The sequence below is a fragment of the Pseudarthrobacter sp. lyk4-40-TYG-27 genome, from assembly GCF_030209295.1.
Taxonomy (GTDB): domain Bacteria; phylum Actinomycetota; class Actinomycetes; order Actinomycetales; family Micrococcaceae; genus Arthrobacter.
Window position 1 is genome coordinate 1 of record NZ_JARVSH010000014.1, and the last position, 14,931, is coordinate 14,931.

The window sequence follows — 14,931 nt, forward strand, 5'->3', positions numbered from 1 at the left end:
CCTCTTTTTCTTTTTGCCCCCCCCCCCCCCCGGGTAAAAAAAAGCCCCCCCCCCAAAAACCCTCCCCCCCCCCCCCCCCCCCCCCCCGCTCACCGCTCGATGCTTGGACTAGCGCTAACTGCATCAGCGTCCCCAGCCCGACGAGCCTGCCGGAATCGTTGGAGGTGAAGGTTTGTCGCAACACCGTGCGTCTTTACTCGAACTAGTTTCGGGACAACTGACCAGGACCCGCACGTTCGCAAAGGGCGCGCCCGGTCAAACCGGACGCGCCCTCTACGGTCATGGAGTGGCTCGCATGCCTTTTTAGTCGATGAGCACCGGCTGTTTGTCCCCCTCCGAGACTTCGACAACGACCGGTACCTTCCCGGAGCGATGGTTCAACCAGTTCGCCACCGCCAGCAGCGCCACAAGCCCAAACGTGCTCAGCAGCTGCGGGCGGGAATCCTCGCCGATGAAGCCCACCGTAAAGATCGCAGCAAGGATAACCAGGCCAAGGCCCGTCAGCCATGGGAACCCGGGCATCCGGAGAGGCAGTGCCGTCCCCTCGCGGTCGGCACGGAGACGCAGGGCGAGCTGGGCAAGGAGCGCGGACGTCCACACCAGCAGGCAGGTCGAGCCCACGATGTTAAGCAGAACAGGAAGGACCTTCTCGGGGAAGGCCAGCTCCAGTCCCACCGTGACAACGCCGAAGGCGACGCTGGCCAGCACAGCTACAACGGGAACCCGGGCCTTGGACACCGAGGCAAGCAGGCGCGGCGCCTCACCGCGTTCGGCAAGCGAGTAGGCCATCCGCGAAGCACCGTAAAGGTTGGCGTTGAGGGCAGAGAGCAGTGCGGCGACGGCCACAAGGGTGATCGCGGTGGCCGCACCCGGCATGCCCGCTGCGTCCAGCACAGCGGCGAACGGGCTCTTCAGCCCGGCCGATCCCACGGGAACCACGGCCGCGATCACGAAGATGGCACCGATGTAGAACACCAGGATGCGCCACAGCACCGTCCGGACTGCCTTCTTCACGCTGCGCGCCGGCTCCGCGGTCTCGGCTGCCGCCACGGACACGATCTCGGTGCCGCCAAACGCGAACGCCACCACGAACAGCGCCGTGGCGATCCCGGCGAAACCGCTGGGCGCGAAGCCGGCGCCGGTGAAGTTGGAAAGACCCGGCGACTGCACGCCCGGCAGCCAGCCGAAGAGCAGGGCAAAGCCCACCAGCAGGAACCCGACAATCGCCGCCACCTTGAGCAGGGCGAACCAGAACTCGAACTCGCCGAAGTTCTTCACGCTGGTGAGGTTCACGGCGGTGAGCACCACGATGAACACGAAGGCCATCAGCCACACCGGCAGCGCCGGGAAGATGGTGGCCAGTAGGCCCGCCGCGCCGAGCGCCTCGGCCGCGATGACCACCACCAGCTGCAGCCACCAGAGCCAGCCGACGGTTGCACCCGCCACCGGCCCGTAAGCCTTCGCCGTGTAAACGGAGAAAGCGCCGCTGTCCGGGTTGGCCGCAGCCATCTCGCCGAGGGCCCACATCACCAGGATGATGAGGGTGCCGGCCACGAGGTAGGAGATCAGCACCGCCGGGCCGGCAGCCTGGATGCCCGCGCCGGAGCCGATGAACAGGCCCGCGCCGATGGCGCTGCCCAGACCCATCATGGTGAGCTGGCGCGGTTTGAGGGCTGCGCCGAGTGGGCGGGCAGACGTCGTTGTCTGTTGTTCCATGGGGATTCCTCTTAGTTGTTGGTAACTGTTGGGCATAAAAGTTCAGGCCGCGTGGGTTTCGAGGAGCCGGAGAACGCGGTTGTTGGAGGCGGGGTCGGCAACGGTGATCCGCACGCCGTCGCCCTGGTACGCCCGCACCATGATGCCCGCGAGGTCAAACGCATCCACCAGACTCGCCAGCAGCTGCTCGTCGGCGCGGATCCACAGGAAGTTGCCCTGGCTCGGCTGCAGCTTCCAGCCCTGGGCCGCCAGCTCCACGGCCATCCGTGCGCGCTCCTGCTTCACCGCCGAAACCCGCGCTTCCATCTCCTCCCCCGCGTCCAGCGACGCGATGGCCGCCTTCTGGGCCAGCGCGCTCACGCCGAACGGAAGGGCGGTCCGGCGCAGCCCCTCCGCGATGGCCGGCGCGGCCAAGGCGTAGCCCACCCGCAGGCCAGCGAGCCCGTAGGCCTTGGAGAAGGTGCGCAGGATGCAAACGTTCGGGTACCGGCGGTAGAGCGCCAGGGAATCGGGGCCGCCTTCGGCGTACTCCACGTAGGCCTCGTCGATCACCACCAGGACGTCGGAGCGGATGGACCGCAGGAAGGCCTCGAGCCGGCCGTGGCTGATCGGCACGCCGGTGGGATTGTTGGGTGTGCAGAGCAGGATGACTTTGGTGCGCTCGGTGACGGCGGCGGCCATGGCGTCCAGGTCATGGCCCTCGGCGTCGTCCAGCGGGATCCGGACTGCCCGCGCGCCCGCCAGCTCCACCAGGATGGGGTAGGCCTCGAAGGACCGCCACGCGAACACCACCTCGTCCCCGGCGTCACACAGTCCGGTGACGATCTGCTGCAGGACGCCCACGCTGCCAGGCCCCACCGCCACTTCTTCGACGGTGACGCCGAGGTGCCGGGCGATCCGTTCACGGAGTTCGACGGCGGCCATGTCCGGGTAGCGGTTCATCCTGCCGGCCGCTTCGGCCACCGCAGCAATGGCGGCGGGCAGGGGGTCGTAGTGGCTTTCGTTGCTGGCGAGGGCGGCGATGTCCGCGCCGGCGCCGCGGCGCCCCGGGACGTAGGCGGGAAGTCCGGTGACGGCGCGGCGGAGGGCGGGCAGCGCCGTGGCGGGTTCGGCCAGGAGTTGATCTGGAGTCATGAAGACCGATCATGGAAGTGACCCGGGCCACAATGCAAGGTACGCTTCCGTGCTTGGGACTTCTGCTCAACTTCTAGTACCTCTGGTGAAAATATGACCATCGCAACCTCTCGCACCCTCGATTCCCTCGACGGCCGGATCATCCTTGCCCTGGACAAGGACCCCGAAGCCAGTGCCCTGGCACTCTCCCGGACGCTCGGCGTCGCGCGCAACACCGTCCACGCCCGGCTGGCGCGGCTGGAGCGCAGCGGCGCGCTCCGGTCCTTCAGCCGCAGGCTGGACCCCGCCGCGCTGGGCTACGAGCTGATGGCCTTCCTCTCGCTGTCCATCAGCCAGACGCGGACCGGCTCGGTGGAGAACGGGCTCGCCGCCATCCCGGAGGTCATCGAGGTGCACGCCACCACCGGCGATGCGGACCTCATGGCCAAGGTGGTGGCCCGCGGCACGGCAGACCTCTACCGCATCACCAACGAGATCCTGGAAATCGACGGGATCGAGCGGACCAGCACCGCCATCTCCATCCTGGAACTCATGCCGCCGCGGTATGACGGGCTGATCAGCCGGCTGTCGAAGGAGGAGTCCCGCACTGCAGAGTAGCAGGTGACGGGCGCCCACAGGTGGGCAAATTGTCACTGTGAGTGCCTTGCGCTGCCAAAAGTCCCAGCGGCATTCCACGGTATTGCAAACGTGAGATGCAGGCCACACGATGCCTGCATGACTTCAATCACCGTCGCCGGCCGCGTGGCACAGGTTCTCAGCAGCTATGTCAGCGACGTCTTCGGCGTCATGGGCAACGGGAACGTCCACTTCCTGGACGCCGCCGAGAAGCAGGGCCTCCGCTTCTCCCCCGTCCGGCACGAGGGCGCCGCCATCGCCGCTGCCGACGCCTACTACCGCACCTCGGGACGGCTCGCCGCGGGCACCACCACCTACGGCCCCGGCTACACCAACGCACTCACCGCCCTCGCCGAGGCCGTCCAGGCGCAGACCCCGGTGGTGTTGGTCACCGGCGACGCCCCCACCACCGGCAACCGGCCCTGGGACGTTGACCAGGCCGCCATCGCCACCGGCCTCGGCGCGGCCACCTTCACCGTCACCCGCGACGCCGCGGGCGCCATCACCCGGCAGGCGGTGGAGTACGCACTGACCCGGCGCACCGCCGTCGTCCTTGCCATCCCCTACGACCTCGCCGCACTCGAGGCTGCGGACGAGGACCTTCCGGAACCGGCGGCACCAAAGGTGACGGACGACGTCGACGGCGGCCTTGGACAGGTTGCCCGCCTCCTCGCCGGTGCCAGGCGGCCGCTGATCCTGGCCGGCCGGGGTGCGCAACTCGCCGGAGCCGGCCCGGAGCTCCGCGAACTCGCCGACCGGCTCGGCGCACTGACCGCCGGAACCGCCCTGGCGCTCAACCTCCTCAATGGCGAGGGGTACCTGGGCGTGGCCGGCGGATTCGGCACCGACACCGCGGCCGGGCTCATGGGCGAGGCCGACGTGGTCCTGGTGGCAGGGGCCAGCCTGAGCCCGTTCACCATGCGGTTCGGGCACCTGCTGGGCCCGGACAGCACCGTCATCCAGATCGACACCGCCCTGCAGCCAACCAACCCGCGGGTGGACCTGTTCGTTCAGGCAGATGCGAAGGTTGCTGCTTCGCGTCTGTTGTCCTTGCTGGACGGCGAGGCCTCTTTGGCGGATTGGCGGGCGGAAGCTTCCCGGCGACTGGCTGCGGGGGCGGGGCATGACGTGGGTTCGGCCGAGACTGAGGACGGCCGGCTGGACCCGCGCGCCCTCGCCGCCGCCCTCGACGCCGTGCTGCCGGAGCGCCGCACGGTGGTCCAGGACGGCGGCCACTTCATCGGCTGGGCGCCCATGTACTGGAACATCCCGCGGCCGCAGGACCTGGTGATGGTGGGGACCGCGTACCAGACCATCGGGCTGGGCCTGGCCAGCGCCGTCGGGGCCGCCCGCGCGCTGGAGGACGGCCGCACCCTGGTGCTGGCCTCCGGCGACGGCGGTTTCCTGATGGGCCTGTCCGACCTCGAATCGCTCATCGGCACGGCCCGCAGCGCGATCGTGGTGATCTACAACGACGCCGCCTACGGTGCCGAGATCCACCAGTACGGGTCGCAGGGCCTGACCGAGAAGCCGATGCTGATCCCGGAAGTGGACTTCAGTGGCGTTGCCCGGGCGTTGGGTGCCGAGTCTGCTGTCATCCGCTCGCTGGGTGACCTGTCCGCGCTGCAAGACTGGATCGACGCCGGCGCCCACGGAACGTTTGTTGCGGACTGCCGGATCACGTCCACCATCCGCGCGCCCTGGCTGTCCGAGTGGATGAACGCGATGCGGGCGGCGAAGGCGGCAGTGGCGGGGTAGGGTCCGTCGGGACGCCACGCGGCGGGCACCCGTTTTTGTCAGTCATCCCGCATAGGATTCCAACCATGAGAATCGCCGTTGCAGGGGGAACCGGGACAGTAGGACGCTACGTGGTGGCCATCGCCAGGGAGCGCGGGCACCACGTGGTCAGCCTGAGCCGCGCGGATGGGGTGGACCTCATCACCGGGCGCGGCCTCGACCGGGCACTCGAGGGCGTCGACACCGTCATCGACGTCTCCGGCGTCCAGGTCCTGTCCACCAAGAAGGCCGTGGATTTCTTTACCAGCGCCACCCAGAACCTGGTGGCGGCCGGTAAGAAGGCCGGCGTAAAGCACCACGTGGTGCTGTCCATTGTGGGCATCGATAAAGCCAACTCGGGACTGTACGCCGGGAAGCTGGTGCAGGAGGACGAAGTCCGGCACGGCGGCGTTCCCTGGACCATCCTCCGGTCCACCCAGTTCCACGAGTTCGTGCCGATGTCCATCAAGGCCGCCTCCGTGGGCCCGCTGGCCTTCGTGCCCACCATGGTCACCCAGCCGGTGGCGGCGAAAGAGGTGGCCGCGGCCCTGGTTGACGCGGCCGAGGCCGGCCCGAAGGGACGGCTCCCGGACCTCGGCGGCCCACGGACCGAACAGCTCAAGAACCTGGTCTCGGCCTATCTGGCCAAGACGGGGCAGAAGAAACGGATCATTCCGCTCCGCGTCCCGGGCCCCATGGGCACGGCCATGCGCACAGGCGCGCTGATCCCGGCGCCGGGCTCCGCCGTCGGACGCCAGACGTTCCAGGAGTGGCTCGACGCGATCGGTACCGCGTAAAACCGACGCTAAATGGGGCAACTGCCCCATGCCCCTGCCGCGGCCCGCTCCTAATCTCAAGGCATGGAGAAAAGGAGGCGGCCATGACCATCCACCAGCCGCAGTCATCAGCACAGGCAACACCCAAACTTGCCGACCTTCCCGAGGACCCTGCCGAGCACTTCGCCGGCAGCGCCGTCTTCGGGCTGCCCTTCGCCAGCGGCCACTACCTGGCGTTCCGGGATTTCCCGGTGAGCTCCGTCGGCCCCGGCTACCGCTCCGTCTGGCACCGCTCGCCCGGCGGCGAATGGACCCTCTACGCCAACGTCCCGCCGCAGTTCAGCTGCGCCCGCTACTTCGGGCTGGCGTTCCACCGCACGGTGGAGACCGACGTCGACATCACCTGGAGCGGCCCGTCCAGCGCCGTGATCACGGTCCCGGGAGTCCTCGACTGGGACCTGCAGCTGGGCACCTCCGCGGCCACGAAAATGCTGACCGCCATGGCCGTGCGGATGCCCGAAAGGTTGTGGCGCAGCGAGCCCGTCCTCAGGGCCATGGGGGCGTTCGCCGGGCCGCTGCTCGGCGCCGGCCGGATGAAAATGTCCGGCCGGGTGCCCAACGGCCAGACGTTCCAGGCCCAGCCCCGGCAGCTGTGGCTGGTCACCGATTCCAGGGCAACTGTCCTGGGCGAGGGCGCCGGACGGCCCGGCCCCCTCAAGGTCCAGGACCACCTGGCGGACTTCTGGCTTCCGCAGCGTGGACTGTTCGGCGCGCAGGTGGGCGTCAGGTTCCCCTCCACCGCCCATCCCGCCGGACCAGGCGCCGTCCAGGGACGGACCGGGAGAAGCCAGGCGGCATAACGGCCGACGGCGCGCGGTCCCTACTGCGGCGGCCGGCGGCTTCCTAGAATGGCAGGTGTGATGCAGTCTCCGGCTGCGCCCCGCCGCAGCGAAGTCCTGGCCGCGCTGTCGCTCGCCATCGACCTGGGGCTGGGGCAGCCGATGGAGCACATGCTGCGTGCGTCCCTGTTGGCGCTGCGGATCGCTGCGGCGGCAGGTGTGGATGCCGCAGGCCAGGGCAGGATCTACTACGCCAACCAGCTGGCCTGGATCGGCTGCCACGCGGATTCCTTTGAGCTCGCCGCGCTGTTCACGGACGATATCGGCTTCCGCGCCGACTACTACCGCCGCGACCAGCACGGCCTGCCCATGTACGCCGGCATGTTCAGCCACGCCGGCGCCGGCCTCCCGCCACTCCCCCGCCTCGCGCGCTGGACGCGTTTCGCGGCGACCGGCAGCGGAGCGGTACGCACCATGATTGCCTCGCACTGCGTCTCCGCCGGGGTGCTGGCCAGCAGTGTAGGGCTCGACGACGGCGTGGCAGGACTGCTCACCCACACCTTTGAGCGGTGGGACGGCAAAGGGCTGCCGGAGGGAGTCGCGGGGCCGGACATCCCGCTGGAAATGCGGATCATGCACCTGGCCGACACCGCCGAGGTGTTCCTGCGGACGGAGGGCGTGGCCGTTGCGGTGGCCATGGTGCGGGCGCGCCGCGGCAGCCAGTTCGATCCCGCACTGGCTGCCCTGTTCATCGACCAGGCCGAGGCACTCACCGAAGGACTCCTCGACGTCGACTGCTGGCAGGCGGCCCTTGACCTCGCTCCCACCGACGCTCCCCTGTCCGGCAGCCAGCTGGACACGGTGCTGCGCGCGATCGGCGACTTCGCAGACCTCAAGTCCCCCTACACGGCCGGACACTCCCGCGCCGTGGCGGCGCTCGCGGCCGCCGCCGGTGAGGAGCACGGGCTGCCGGCGGACGACGTCAGGGAGCTCCGCCGCGCGGGATGGGTGCACGACCTGGGCCGGTTGGGGGTGTCCAACCAGGTGTGGGACAAGAAAGAGCCACTCTCCGCGCTGGAGCAGGAACGCATCCGCATGCACCCGTACCTGGGCGAACGGATCCTCAGCCGCGTTCCCGGGCTGAAGGGCGAGGCGGCCCTCACTGGCTCACACCACGAGCGGCTCGACGGGTCCGGTTATCCCCGCGGGATTGGCGGAAACGAGCTGGGGATCAAGCAGCGGATCCTGGCGGCTGCGGACTCCTACCATGCCTCCGTGGAGCCACGCCCGCACCGGCCGGCTCTGACGCCGGTCCACGCGGCGGCCCGGCTGCGGCAGGAGGTTTCGGCCGGGAGGCTCGCCCCCGAAGCGGTGGAGGCCGTGCTCGTGGCGGCCGGCCAGCAGCCCCGCCGCCCGCATGCCGCCGTGGGCGGCCTCACCCCGCGCGAAGTGGAAATCCTCGGGATGCTGTGCCGCGGCCTGACGCCGGCCCAGATCGCAGAGAGCCTCTTCCTTTCCCGGAAGACCGTCCGCAACCACGTGGAGCACATCTACACCAAGATCGGCGCCACCAACCGGGTGGGGGCTACGTTGTTCGCGATCAGGAACGGCCTGACCGAATAGGAGAGCCCAATTGGACCAGTCCGCGCTGGCCCGGGACACATCCCTTGTGACTATTGGCTGACCAGCCGCCACAGTGACGTGACTTCGGCCGAGCGCGCCGCGAACAAGGGATCGTCGCGGTCCGAGGCCTTAGGATGCGTTGGCTTGGTGTCCAGCCGCTCCGTCACCGTCAGCCCGGCCGCTGCGATGGCGGCCAGCAGGTCCGCCCGCGACCGCAGGCCCAGGTGCTCAGCCAGGTCGGACAGGACAAGCCAGCCTTCACCGGCCGGCTCCAGGTGGCCGGGGAGCTCTACCAGGAAGCGGAACAGCATCCTGCTGCCGGGGTCGTAGACGGCGCTGTCCAGGCTGGAATGCGGCGTGGCCGGGATCCAGGGCGGGTTGCATACGATCAGCGGTGCCCGTCCGGGCGGGAACATGTCGGTCAGCACTGCCTCGGCGCGGTCGTCGACTCCGAGGTTACGGAAGTTCTCCGCGGCGCAGGCAATGGCACGCGGTTCATTGTCCGTCGCCACCACGCGGCGGACGCCGCGGCGGGCGAGGACGGCGGCGAGCACTCCGGTGCCCGTTCCGACGTCGAACGCGAGCGTGTCCGCGGGCAGCGCGGCCGCTGCCACGAGATCCACGTACTCGCTGCGGGTAGGGAAGAATGTGCCATAATGCGGGTGGATGCGGTCCTGCAGGGCATCGACGTAGACCCCGGTCCGCCGCCACTCGTGAGCGCCGATGGCCCCCACGAGCTCATGCAGGGACACCACGGAAGACTCTGCAATGTCTCCGTACGCTTCCGCGGCGGCTTCGCCGATGTCCGGTGCGCGGCGCAGCGGCACCACCGGACCCGGATCAAGGGGAATCAGCAGCAGGCCCAGGATGCGTGCCCGGTGCGAGGCGGCCTGCCGGTGCCGGTAGAACCTTTCAGCCGGGGTTCCTGCGGCCTTCTTTCCGGCGCCTATCCGGCGGTCCAGGGCGTTGAGGATCTGCCGCGCGTTGTGGAAGTCTCCGTGCCAGAGCATCGCGATCCCTTGGGATGCCATGCGGTACGCCTCGTCGGCCGTGAGGGCGTCGTCCACCACCTCCACCCGCCCGGGCGCCGGCCTGCCGTTGGCCGACCGCCACCGCGCGGACATCCCGGTGCCGGCGTCCTTCCAGGTCACGTGCCCGGCCGCCGCGGCTGTGTTTAAAGGGGTGGGGTCAAAGGGCGGGACTTCCGCCGGAGCTGGGGTGCCAGTAGGGATGAAGTTCCATTCCAAGATGTTGGGTGCGATCGGATTCGGGCCGATTACAGCGGGGGTTCGACGACGTCGAAGGGGACGGTGCCAGGAGACCAGACCGTCCGCCGGCAACAAACGCGGGATGAGTGAATGGAGGGCGCTGAAGCCCAAAACCTACTGTGTCAGGGTACAGGTAAAACATGCGGCTTCCCTCTGGACAAGAAATAGTCCGTGCACAGATAATCTTTGTATAGACCATCTTCCGAGGAGGACACCATGTGGGAATACGAGCACGGCATCGACACCAACGCCACGCCAGAGGCCATCTGGCGGCTCTGGTCCGACGTCGAGAACTGGGGCGCCTGGAACGGGGAGATCGAGACGATCGAGATCAACGGCCCCTTCGCTGAAGGCACCCAAATCCTGATGACGCCTCCGGGGGACGATCCGATCCCCCTGGTCATCGCCGAGGCGGTCGAAAACGAACGCTTCGTGGACGAGGCCCGCTTCGGCGGCCTGCTCCTGCACACCACCCACCGCATCGATCCAGCCGGCGGGGACCGGATCCGGGTGGTGTACCGGATGGAGATCACCGGCGACGGCGCCGACGAAGCCGGCCCGCAGATCGGGCCCGGCATCACCGCGGACTGGCCGGAAACCATGGCCGCGCTGGTCAAGATGGCAGGCGGCTGATGCCGCTCAACCCCGGCGAAAGCCCCGGATTCCTGCTCTGGCACGCCACCCTGCGCTGGCAGCGGGACATCGCCGCAGCACTCGCGCCGCTCGACCTGACCCACGTCCAGTTCGTGCTGCTCGCCTGCGCCTGGTGGCTCAACAACCAGGGCGAGCACCCGAACCAGCTGGCCCTCGCCCGGCAGGCGGGCACCGACGTCAAGATGGCCTCCCAGGTCCTGCGCGCCCTGGAAGCGAAGGGACTCATCGAGCGGGAAGTCGACCCGGCGGACACCCGGGCCAAACGGCTGCGCGTCACCGGCGCCGGAGCCGAGCTGGCTCCCCGGGCCATCGCGGCCGTCGAACTCGCCGACGCCAAGTTCTTCGAGCCGGTGCCCGTGGACGATGCCGTGTCCCTGCTCCAGCGCCTGGCCCGGCCCGGGCCGGGCACACCGCCAACGGCCGGCGGTGACCACACGGAACCCGAGGCACGGGCTATGTAAGGACGGCGGGCTCCGAATCTGCCGCGAGCAGCCCCAGGAGCGGGCCGGCGTCGGCCGCGGATTCCAGGCCCAGCACCAGCCGGCTGATGGCTTTGACGCGGTGGCCGGGCAGCCTGGTGCCGGCCAGCCCCTCGAACTTGCCGATGGTCTCCTGGTCGCTGAGCCGGTTGGTGGCGGCCCCCTTTGCCTTGACCGCCTGCACCCCGAACGAGTCCGTGTCCGTCTGCACGGTGAGGAAGGGTTCGGCCGATCCGCCATGCTGCTGCGGGTCCACGTCCACGTGGATGCGGCCCATCAGCTCCCTCAGCCGCGGATCGTTCCGGCCCTGCTCCGCCACCTGGTCCAGTCCCACAGTGCCGTGCATCAGCGCCGCGGCGAGGGCGAACTGCATGCTCAGCTGGGTCGAGACGAGGGAACGGACATCGGCGGTGCCGCACATGTCCGCGATGAGGGCGCTGGTCCGCACCGTGATTTTCTGCGTTGCCTCCGCGGTGATCCCCCGGTCACGGAGCGACAGGACCGCGTCAATGGCCGAGTGGGTGCTCCGGCAGGTGGCGTGCGGCTTGATCGACGCTCGCTGGACCTGCCAGTCCTCCCCCAGGGTGTCAAAGAGCCGTGACTCCCGGACATCACCCGGCTGGCCGTAGAGCTTGAGGAAGCTGCCCCACGGAGCGGAGAACACATCCCGCGGCCCCGTGAATCCGGCCTTGGCCAGCAGCGCACTGTTCAGACCGGCTTCGGCCGCACGCCCCACATGCATGCGCTTGGACATGGCCCCGTCCCCGATGAACGCCCAGGTGCCGCCGGTGAAGGAGCCGGCCAGGCCGATGGCGGACACCAGTTGCGGCGCATCCAGCCCCAGGACCACGCCCGCCGCCACCGCGGCCGCGAACGTGCCGGTTACCCCAGTGGAGTGCCAGCCCTGGTTGTTCACCGGGTCGTAGCCGCCCAGGGCGTCCTGCACCCGGCGGCCCACCTCGTACCCGCTGACGACGGCGTGAAGGAGCCTTCCGCCGTCAACTCCCGTGCCGCCGTCGTCCGCTCCGCCCGCGGAACCGCCGGCCCGGACGGCCAGGGCGGCGAGCGCAGCCGGAACCACCACGGCTCCAGAATGGTCGCACCCGCCGGAATCGTCCAGCTCAAACGCGTGGCACGCCACGCCGTTGACGAAGGCGGCCGCCAGCGGCGGCAGACTGGAGGGCGTGCCCCACACCGCCGAACCCGTTCCGGGCGACGGGGTTCCGTGCGCTGCGGCGAGCGCTGACCGGCTGAGGTGGACTTCCCGCGACGCCGCCCCGGCAATGCCTGCGCCCAGGGTGTCCAGCAGGTGGAGTTTCGCCCGGTGCAGGACCGCGGGAGGGATGTCCTCCGGGCGCAGTGCCGTGAGAAAGTCCGCTATGCGTTCTGATGCTGTCCGCTCTGGGCTCATGCCGGGGTGCCTTCAGGTGTGAGGGAATGGAAGATTTCTGCCGGGTGGGAAGGGCTGTTGGGCGCGGCGGTGTCCCGCCACCACCGGGCCACGTCCCCGCCGGTGGCGTGCCAGACGTCGCCGTATGAGTGGACGTGGTCCAGGAACGCCCGGAGCATCCCGATCCGCCCGGGAGTGGCGATGATCTCCGGATGCAGGGTCAGGACGAAGCAGAGTCCTTCGGCGCGGTAGGCCTCGAATTCCAGGATCCAGTTGCGCAGCACCTCACGGCTGGACGCGATCCGCGGGCTGCCCTTGGGGATGGGCGGATCCAGGTTGAAGACGAAATAGGGGAAGTCGTCCAGTTCGTGGTGCCGTGGGACCTCCACCAGTCCTGCAGCGCGGCCGGCATGGAAATGGGGCAGGTCATCGCCGTGCCACGAGGAGGACCAGGTGAACCCCAGGTCCAGCAGTTCAGCGGGCAGGCCGTGCGCCATTGATCCGCGGCCCGCCCGGAAGCCCTGCGGCCGCACGCCAAGGAGCGCCTCGAAAGCGTCCTGGCCCCGGCCGATGCTGTCCAGTTGTTCCGGCCGCGGCTGCAGCCCCATGTCCTCCAGCGCCCAGCCCATGTTGGCAAGTTCGTGCCCGGCCGCCGCCACGGCTTCAACCTGGCGCGGGTAGGTGCCGAGGTTGGCCCCGGGAATGAACCAGCTCGCCGTGGTGCCCGCGCGCCCGAGCTCCGCCAGGAGCCGGTCCACGCCGCGGGTGGCGCCGTACTGGCCAACGGACAGGCTTTTAGCGCGGTCGACGGCGTCCGGTGCCGCCGCGAGCACCGACAGTTCCGCTTCAAATCCCACGGTGACCACGAAGGCGCACCGGTTCGCCCCGGGCCAACGGCCCGCCGGCGGTTCGTGCGTGAACGTCATGCTGCCTGCTCCGTTCCGTGCTGTTGCTGCCACCAGGTGGCGATCTCCGCGCACGTGCCGAACCACACGCCGTCGGCCTCCTTCATGTGCTGGATCCAACGGTCCAGGAGCGCTGCCCGGCCGGGCTTCCCCACCACCTTCGGATGGAAGATGGTGGAAAGGCACAGCCCCTCGGCGTGGTACCCGTCAAACTCCCTGGTCCAGTTGTCCAGGGTGGGCTCGTAGCCGGCGATCCGGTCCCCGCCGGAGGGCCAGTCCGGGTTGGTGGTGTACGCCAGGGAGGCGTAATCGTCCATGTCTGACCTGGCCGGGATCTCGATGAGCTTCCCGCCGGCATGGAGGTAGGGCCGGTCATCGCCCCGCATGGAGCTGGAGTAAAGGAAGCCCATCTCCGCGAGCAGGGCGGGGGTCTCCGGACGCCAGTCACCGGACGGGGTGCGGAAACCGACGGCCATGGCGCCCAGGACGTCCTGGAAGATCCGCTGGCTGGTCTCGATCACCTGCCGCTGTTCGTCAGTGCTGAGGTCCCAGTACTTTTCGTGTTTATAGCCGTGGTGTGCTACTTCGTGGCCGTGCTCCACGATCCGCCGGCACTGTTCGGGCCAGGTTTCCACCACCCAGGCGGGGGTAAAGAAGGTTGCCGGGACCTGGTGGGCGTCCAGCAGCCGGAGGATCCGGTCCAGGGCCCGCCACGGCCCGTAGGCACCCTGGCTGAAGTACTCCGGCCGGGTCCAGATGGTGCCCTTCAGCATGGCATCGCCGGTGGGCCCGTCAAGATCGAAGGCCAGGGCGACGGCGCTGCGGTTGCCTTCCGGCCACCGCACCGCCGCCCCCGCCTCCAGGGACTGCTGGCTCACTTAACCCCGTTGATCTCGGGCTTCATGGCGCCGTAGCCGATGCCCCACTTGTCCAGGATCTTCTGGTAGTCACCGCTGTCCGTGACCTTGGTCAGGGCGTCCTTGACGGCGTTGGCCAGCTGGGTGTTGTCCTTCTGCATCAGGATGCCGAACGGCTTGGCCGGCAGCGGATCGAGCACGGCCGCGTACTTTCCGGGATCCGTCTTGTCGAAGTAGGCGAGGTTCTCGGCACCCTGGGCGGCCAGGTCCACGCGGCCCTGGTCGATCTGCAGCCGCGCGGCCGCGCCGGAGTCCGTGGGCAGGATGCTCAGTTCCGGGAGGCCCTTGTCCGTGCAGATGGTCTTGCTTAGGGTTTTCACCTGTTCGAAGTAATCGGTCTTGCCGCTTACCGCGAGGGTCTTGCCGCATAGATCGCTCTCCTGCTTGAACTCACCTGCCCGGGTGCCCGACGTGTAGAGGCGGCCCTGGGACTTGAAGTAGTCAACGAAGTCGGCCGTCTTCTGCCGTTCCACGGTGTCCGAGATGCCGGACATGACCAAGTCCACGCGGCCGGTCTGGACGGAGTTGATCAGCTGGTCAAAGGGAGATTCCACCACTTCGACCTGAACCCCGAGCGCCTCGCCCAGCTTTTGCTGCAGCTCGATGTCCACGCCTGCCAGCTTCTTGTCGGAGTCGCGGAATTCCATGGGCGGGAAGTCCGGGGACAGGCCGATCCTGATCTTCCCGGCGTCCTTGATGGCCTGGGGCAAGCCGGTGCTGCCGGCGCTGGTGTCCGCGGTGGTTTCGGCGCCGCCGACGCAGCCGGTGAGGCCGAACGCGGCAACTGCGGTGATGGCCGCAACGCGGGCGGCCGTGGTGAACTTCTTCATGGATGGCTC

14 protein-coding genes are annotated in these 14,931 nt (G+C 69.0%); 7 read left to right on the forward strand and 7 right to left on the reverse strand.

The features are described 5' to 3' along the window. Positions 1–303: 303 nt before the first annotated feature. Positions 304–1,716, reverse strand: a complete 1,413-nt coding sequence (locus QRM96_RS19480; protein ID WP_285320631.1) for an amino acid permease — start codon at positions 1,714–1,716, stop codon at positions 304–306. Between the two features lie 42 nt (positions 1,717–1,758). After that, positions 1,759–2,850, reverse strand: a complete 1,092-nt coding sequence (gene hisC / locus QRM96_RS19485; RefSeq protein ID WP_285320632.1) for a histidinol-phosphate transaminase — start codon at positions 2,848–2,850, stop codon at positions 1,759–1,761. Between the two features lie 93 nt (positions 2,851–2,943). Here hisC and QRM96_RS19490 point away from each other — a divergent pair, with 93 nt between their 5' ends. From QRM96_RS19490 to QRM96_RS19510, 5 genes are all read left to right on the forward strand, one after another. Beyond that, positions 2,944–3,447 (forward strand): Lrp/AsnC family transcriptional regulator, encoded by a 504-nt coding sequence (locus QRM96_RS19490; protein WP_285320633.1) that lies wholly within the window; start codon positions 2,944–2,946, stop codon positions 3,445–3,447. A gap of 117 nt (positions 3,448–3,564) precedes the next feature. Further along, positions 3,565–5,223 (forward strand): thiamine pyrophosphate-binding protein, encoded by a 1,659-nt coding sequence (locus tag QRM96_RS19495; RefSeq protein WP_285320634.1) that lies wholly within the window; start codon positions 3,565–3,567, stop codon positions 5,221–5,223. A 65-nt stretch (positions 5,224–5,288) separates the two neighbouring features. Then, the gene (locus tag QRM96_RS19500; protein ID WP_285320635.1) at positions 5,289–6,038 is read left to right on the forward strand and encodes an SDR family oxidoreductase; all 750 of its coding nucleotides are present in this window, start codon (positions 5,289–5,291) and stop codon (positions 6,036–6,038) included. A gap of 83 nt (positions 6,039–6,121) precedes the next feature. Further along, entirely contained in the window at positions 6,122–6,877 is a 756-nt protein-coding gene (locus QRM96_RS19505; protein ID WP_285320636.1) for a hypothetical protein, read from the forward strand. Positions 6,878–6,937: 60 nt separating this feature from the next. Continuing rightward, a complete protein-coding gene (locus tag QRM96_RS19510; protein WP_285320656.1) occupies positions 6,938–8,479 on the forward strand; it encodes an HD domain-containing phosphohydrolase in 1,542 nt (513 codons plus the stop codon). Between the two features lie 50 nt (positions 8,480–8,529). Here the strand turns inward: QRM96_RS19510 and QRM96_RS19515 are convergent, their stop codons facing one another. Next, positions 8,530–9,603, reverse strand: coding sequence for a N5-glutamine methyltransferase family protein (locus QRM96_RS19515; RefSeq protein ID WP_285320657.1), 1,074 nt, complete (start codon positions 9,601–9,603; stop codon positions 8,530–8,532). Positions 9,604–9,963: 360 nt separating this feature from the next. Here QRM96_RS19515 and QRM96_RS19520 point away from each other — a divergent pair, with 360 nt between their 5' ends. After that, positions 9,964–10,380, forward strand: coding sequence for an SRPBCC family protein (locus QRM96_RS19520; protein WP_285320637.1), 417 nt, complete (start codon positions 9,964–9,966; stop codon positions 10,378–10,380). Further along, positions 10,380–10,862: a MarR family winged helix-turn-helix transcriptional regulator gene (locus QRM96_RS19525; RefSeq protein WP_285320638.1), complete on the forward strand. Its 483-nt coding sequence runs from the start codon at positions 10,380–10,382 to the stop codon at positions 10,860–10,862. The genes QRM96_RS19520 and QRM96_RS19525 overlap by 1 nt, the downstream gene beginning before the upstream one ends. Here the strand turns inward: QRM96_RS19525 and QRM96_RS19530 are convergent. Genes QRM96_RS19530 through QRM96_RS19545 form a run of 4 tightly spaced genes read right to left on the reverse strand, consistent with a single transcriptional unit; the run spans position 10,855 to position 14,922 of the window. Further along, positions 10,855–12,291: an MmgE/PrpD family protein gene (locus tag QRM96_RS19530; RefSeq protein WP_285320639.1), complete on the reverse strand. Its 1,437-nt coding sequence runs from the start codon at positions 12,289–12,291 to the stop codon at positions 10,855–10,857. The genes QRM96_RS19525 and QRM96_RS19530 overlap by 8 nt on opposite strands. Continuing rightward, on the reverse strand, positions 12,288–13,196 hold the full coding sequence (locus tag QRM96_RS19535) for a polysaccharide deacetylase family protein (RefSeq protein WP_285320640.1): 909 nt from the start codon (positions 13,194–13,196) through the stop codon (positions 12,288–12,290). The genes QRM96_RS19530 and QRM96_RS19535 overlap by 4 nt, the downstream gene beginning before the upstream one ends. Continuing rightward, positions 13,193–14,053, reverse strand: coding sequence for a polysaccharide deacetylase family protein (locus QRM96_RS19540; protein WP_285320641.1), 861 nt, complete (start codon positions 14,051–14,053; stop codon positions 13,193–13,195). The genes QRM96_RS19535 and QRM96_RS19540 overlap by 4 nt, the downstream gene beginning before the upstream one ends. After that, entirely contained in the window at positions 14,050–14,922 is an 873-nt protein-coding gene (locus QRM96_RS19545; RefSeq protein ID WP_018762061.1) for an ABC transporter substrate-binding protein, read from the reverse strand. Before QRM96_RS19545 ends, QRM96_RS19540 begins: the two co-directional genes overlap by 4 nt. Between the last annotated feature and the right edge of the window lie 9 nt (positions 14,923–14,931).

What these genes read in the sequence shown, in the direction of transcription:
- QRM96_RS19480 (WP_285320631.1), bottom strand. Translation starts at nt 1,716, where the DNA reads ATGGAACAACAGACAACGACGTCTGCCCGCCCACTCGGCGCAGCCCTC.
- hisC (WP_285320632.1), bottom strand. Translation starts at nt 2,850, where the DNA reads ATGACTCCAGATCAACTCCTGGCCGAACCCGCCACGGCGCTGCCCGCC.
- QRM96_RS19490 (WP_285320633.1), top strand. Translation starts at nt 2,944, where the DNA reads ATGACCATCGCAACCTCTCGCACCCTCGATTCCCTCGACGGCCGGATC.
- QRM96_RS19495 (WP_285320634.1), top strand. Translation starts at nt 3,565, where the DNA reads ATGACTTCAATCACCGTCGCCGGCCGCGTGGCACAGGTTCTCAGCAGC.
- QRM96_RS19500 (WP_285320635.1), top strand. Translation starts at nt 5,289, where the DNA reads ATGAGAATCGCCGTTGCAGGGGGAACCGGGACAGTAGGACGCTACGTG.
- QRM96_RS19505 (WP_285320636.1), top strand. Translation starts at nt 6,122, where the DNA reads ATGACCATCCACCAGCCGCAGTCATCAGCACAGGCAACACCCAAACTT.
- QRM96_RS19510 (WP_285320656.1), top strand. Translation starts at nt 6,938, where the DNA reads ATGCAGTCTCCGGCTGCGCCCCGCCGCAGCGAAGTCCTGGCCGCGCTG.
- QRM96_RS19515 (WP_285320657.1), bottom strand. Translation starts at nt 9,603, where the DNA reads ATGTCCGCGCGGTGGCGGTCGGCCAACGGCAGGCCGGCGCCCGGGCGG.
- QRM96_RS19520 (WP_285320637.1), top strand. Translation starts at nt 9,964, where the DNA reads ATGTGGGAATACGAGCACGGCATCGACACCAACGCCACGCCAGAGGCC.
- QRM96_RS19525 (WP_285320638.1), top strand. Translation starts at nt 10,380, where the DNA reads ATGCCGCTCAACCCCGGCGAAAGCCCCGGATTCCTGCTCTGGCACGCC.
- QRM96_RS19530 (WP_285320639.1), bottom strand. Translation starts at nt 12,291, where the DNA reads ATGAGCCCAGAGCGGACAGCATCAGAACGCATAGCGGACTTTCTCACG.
- QRM96_RS19535 (WP_285320640.1), bottom strand. Translation starts at nt 13,196, where the DNA reads ATGACGTTCACGCACGAACCGCCGGCGGGCCGTTGGCCCGGGGCGAAC.
- QRM96_RS19545 (WP_018762061.1), bottom strand. Translation starts at nt 14,922, where the DNA reads ATGAAGAAGTTCACCACGGCCGCCCGCGTTGCGGCCATCACCGCAGTT.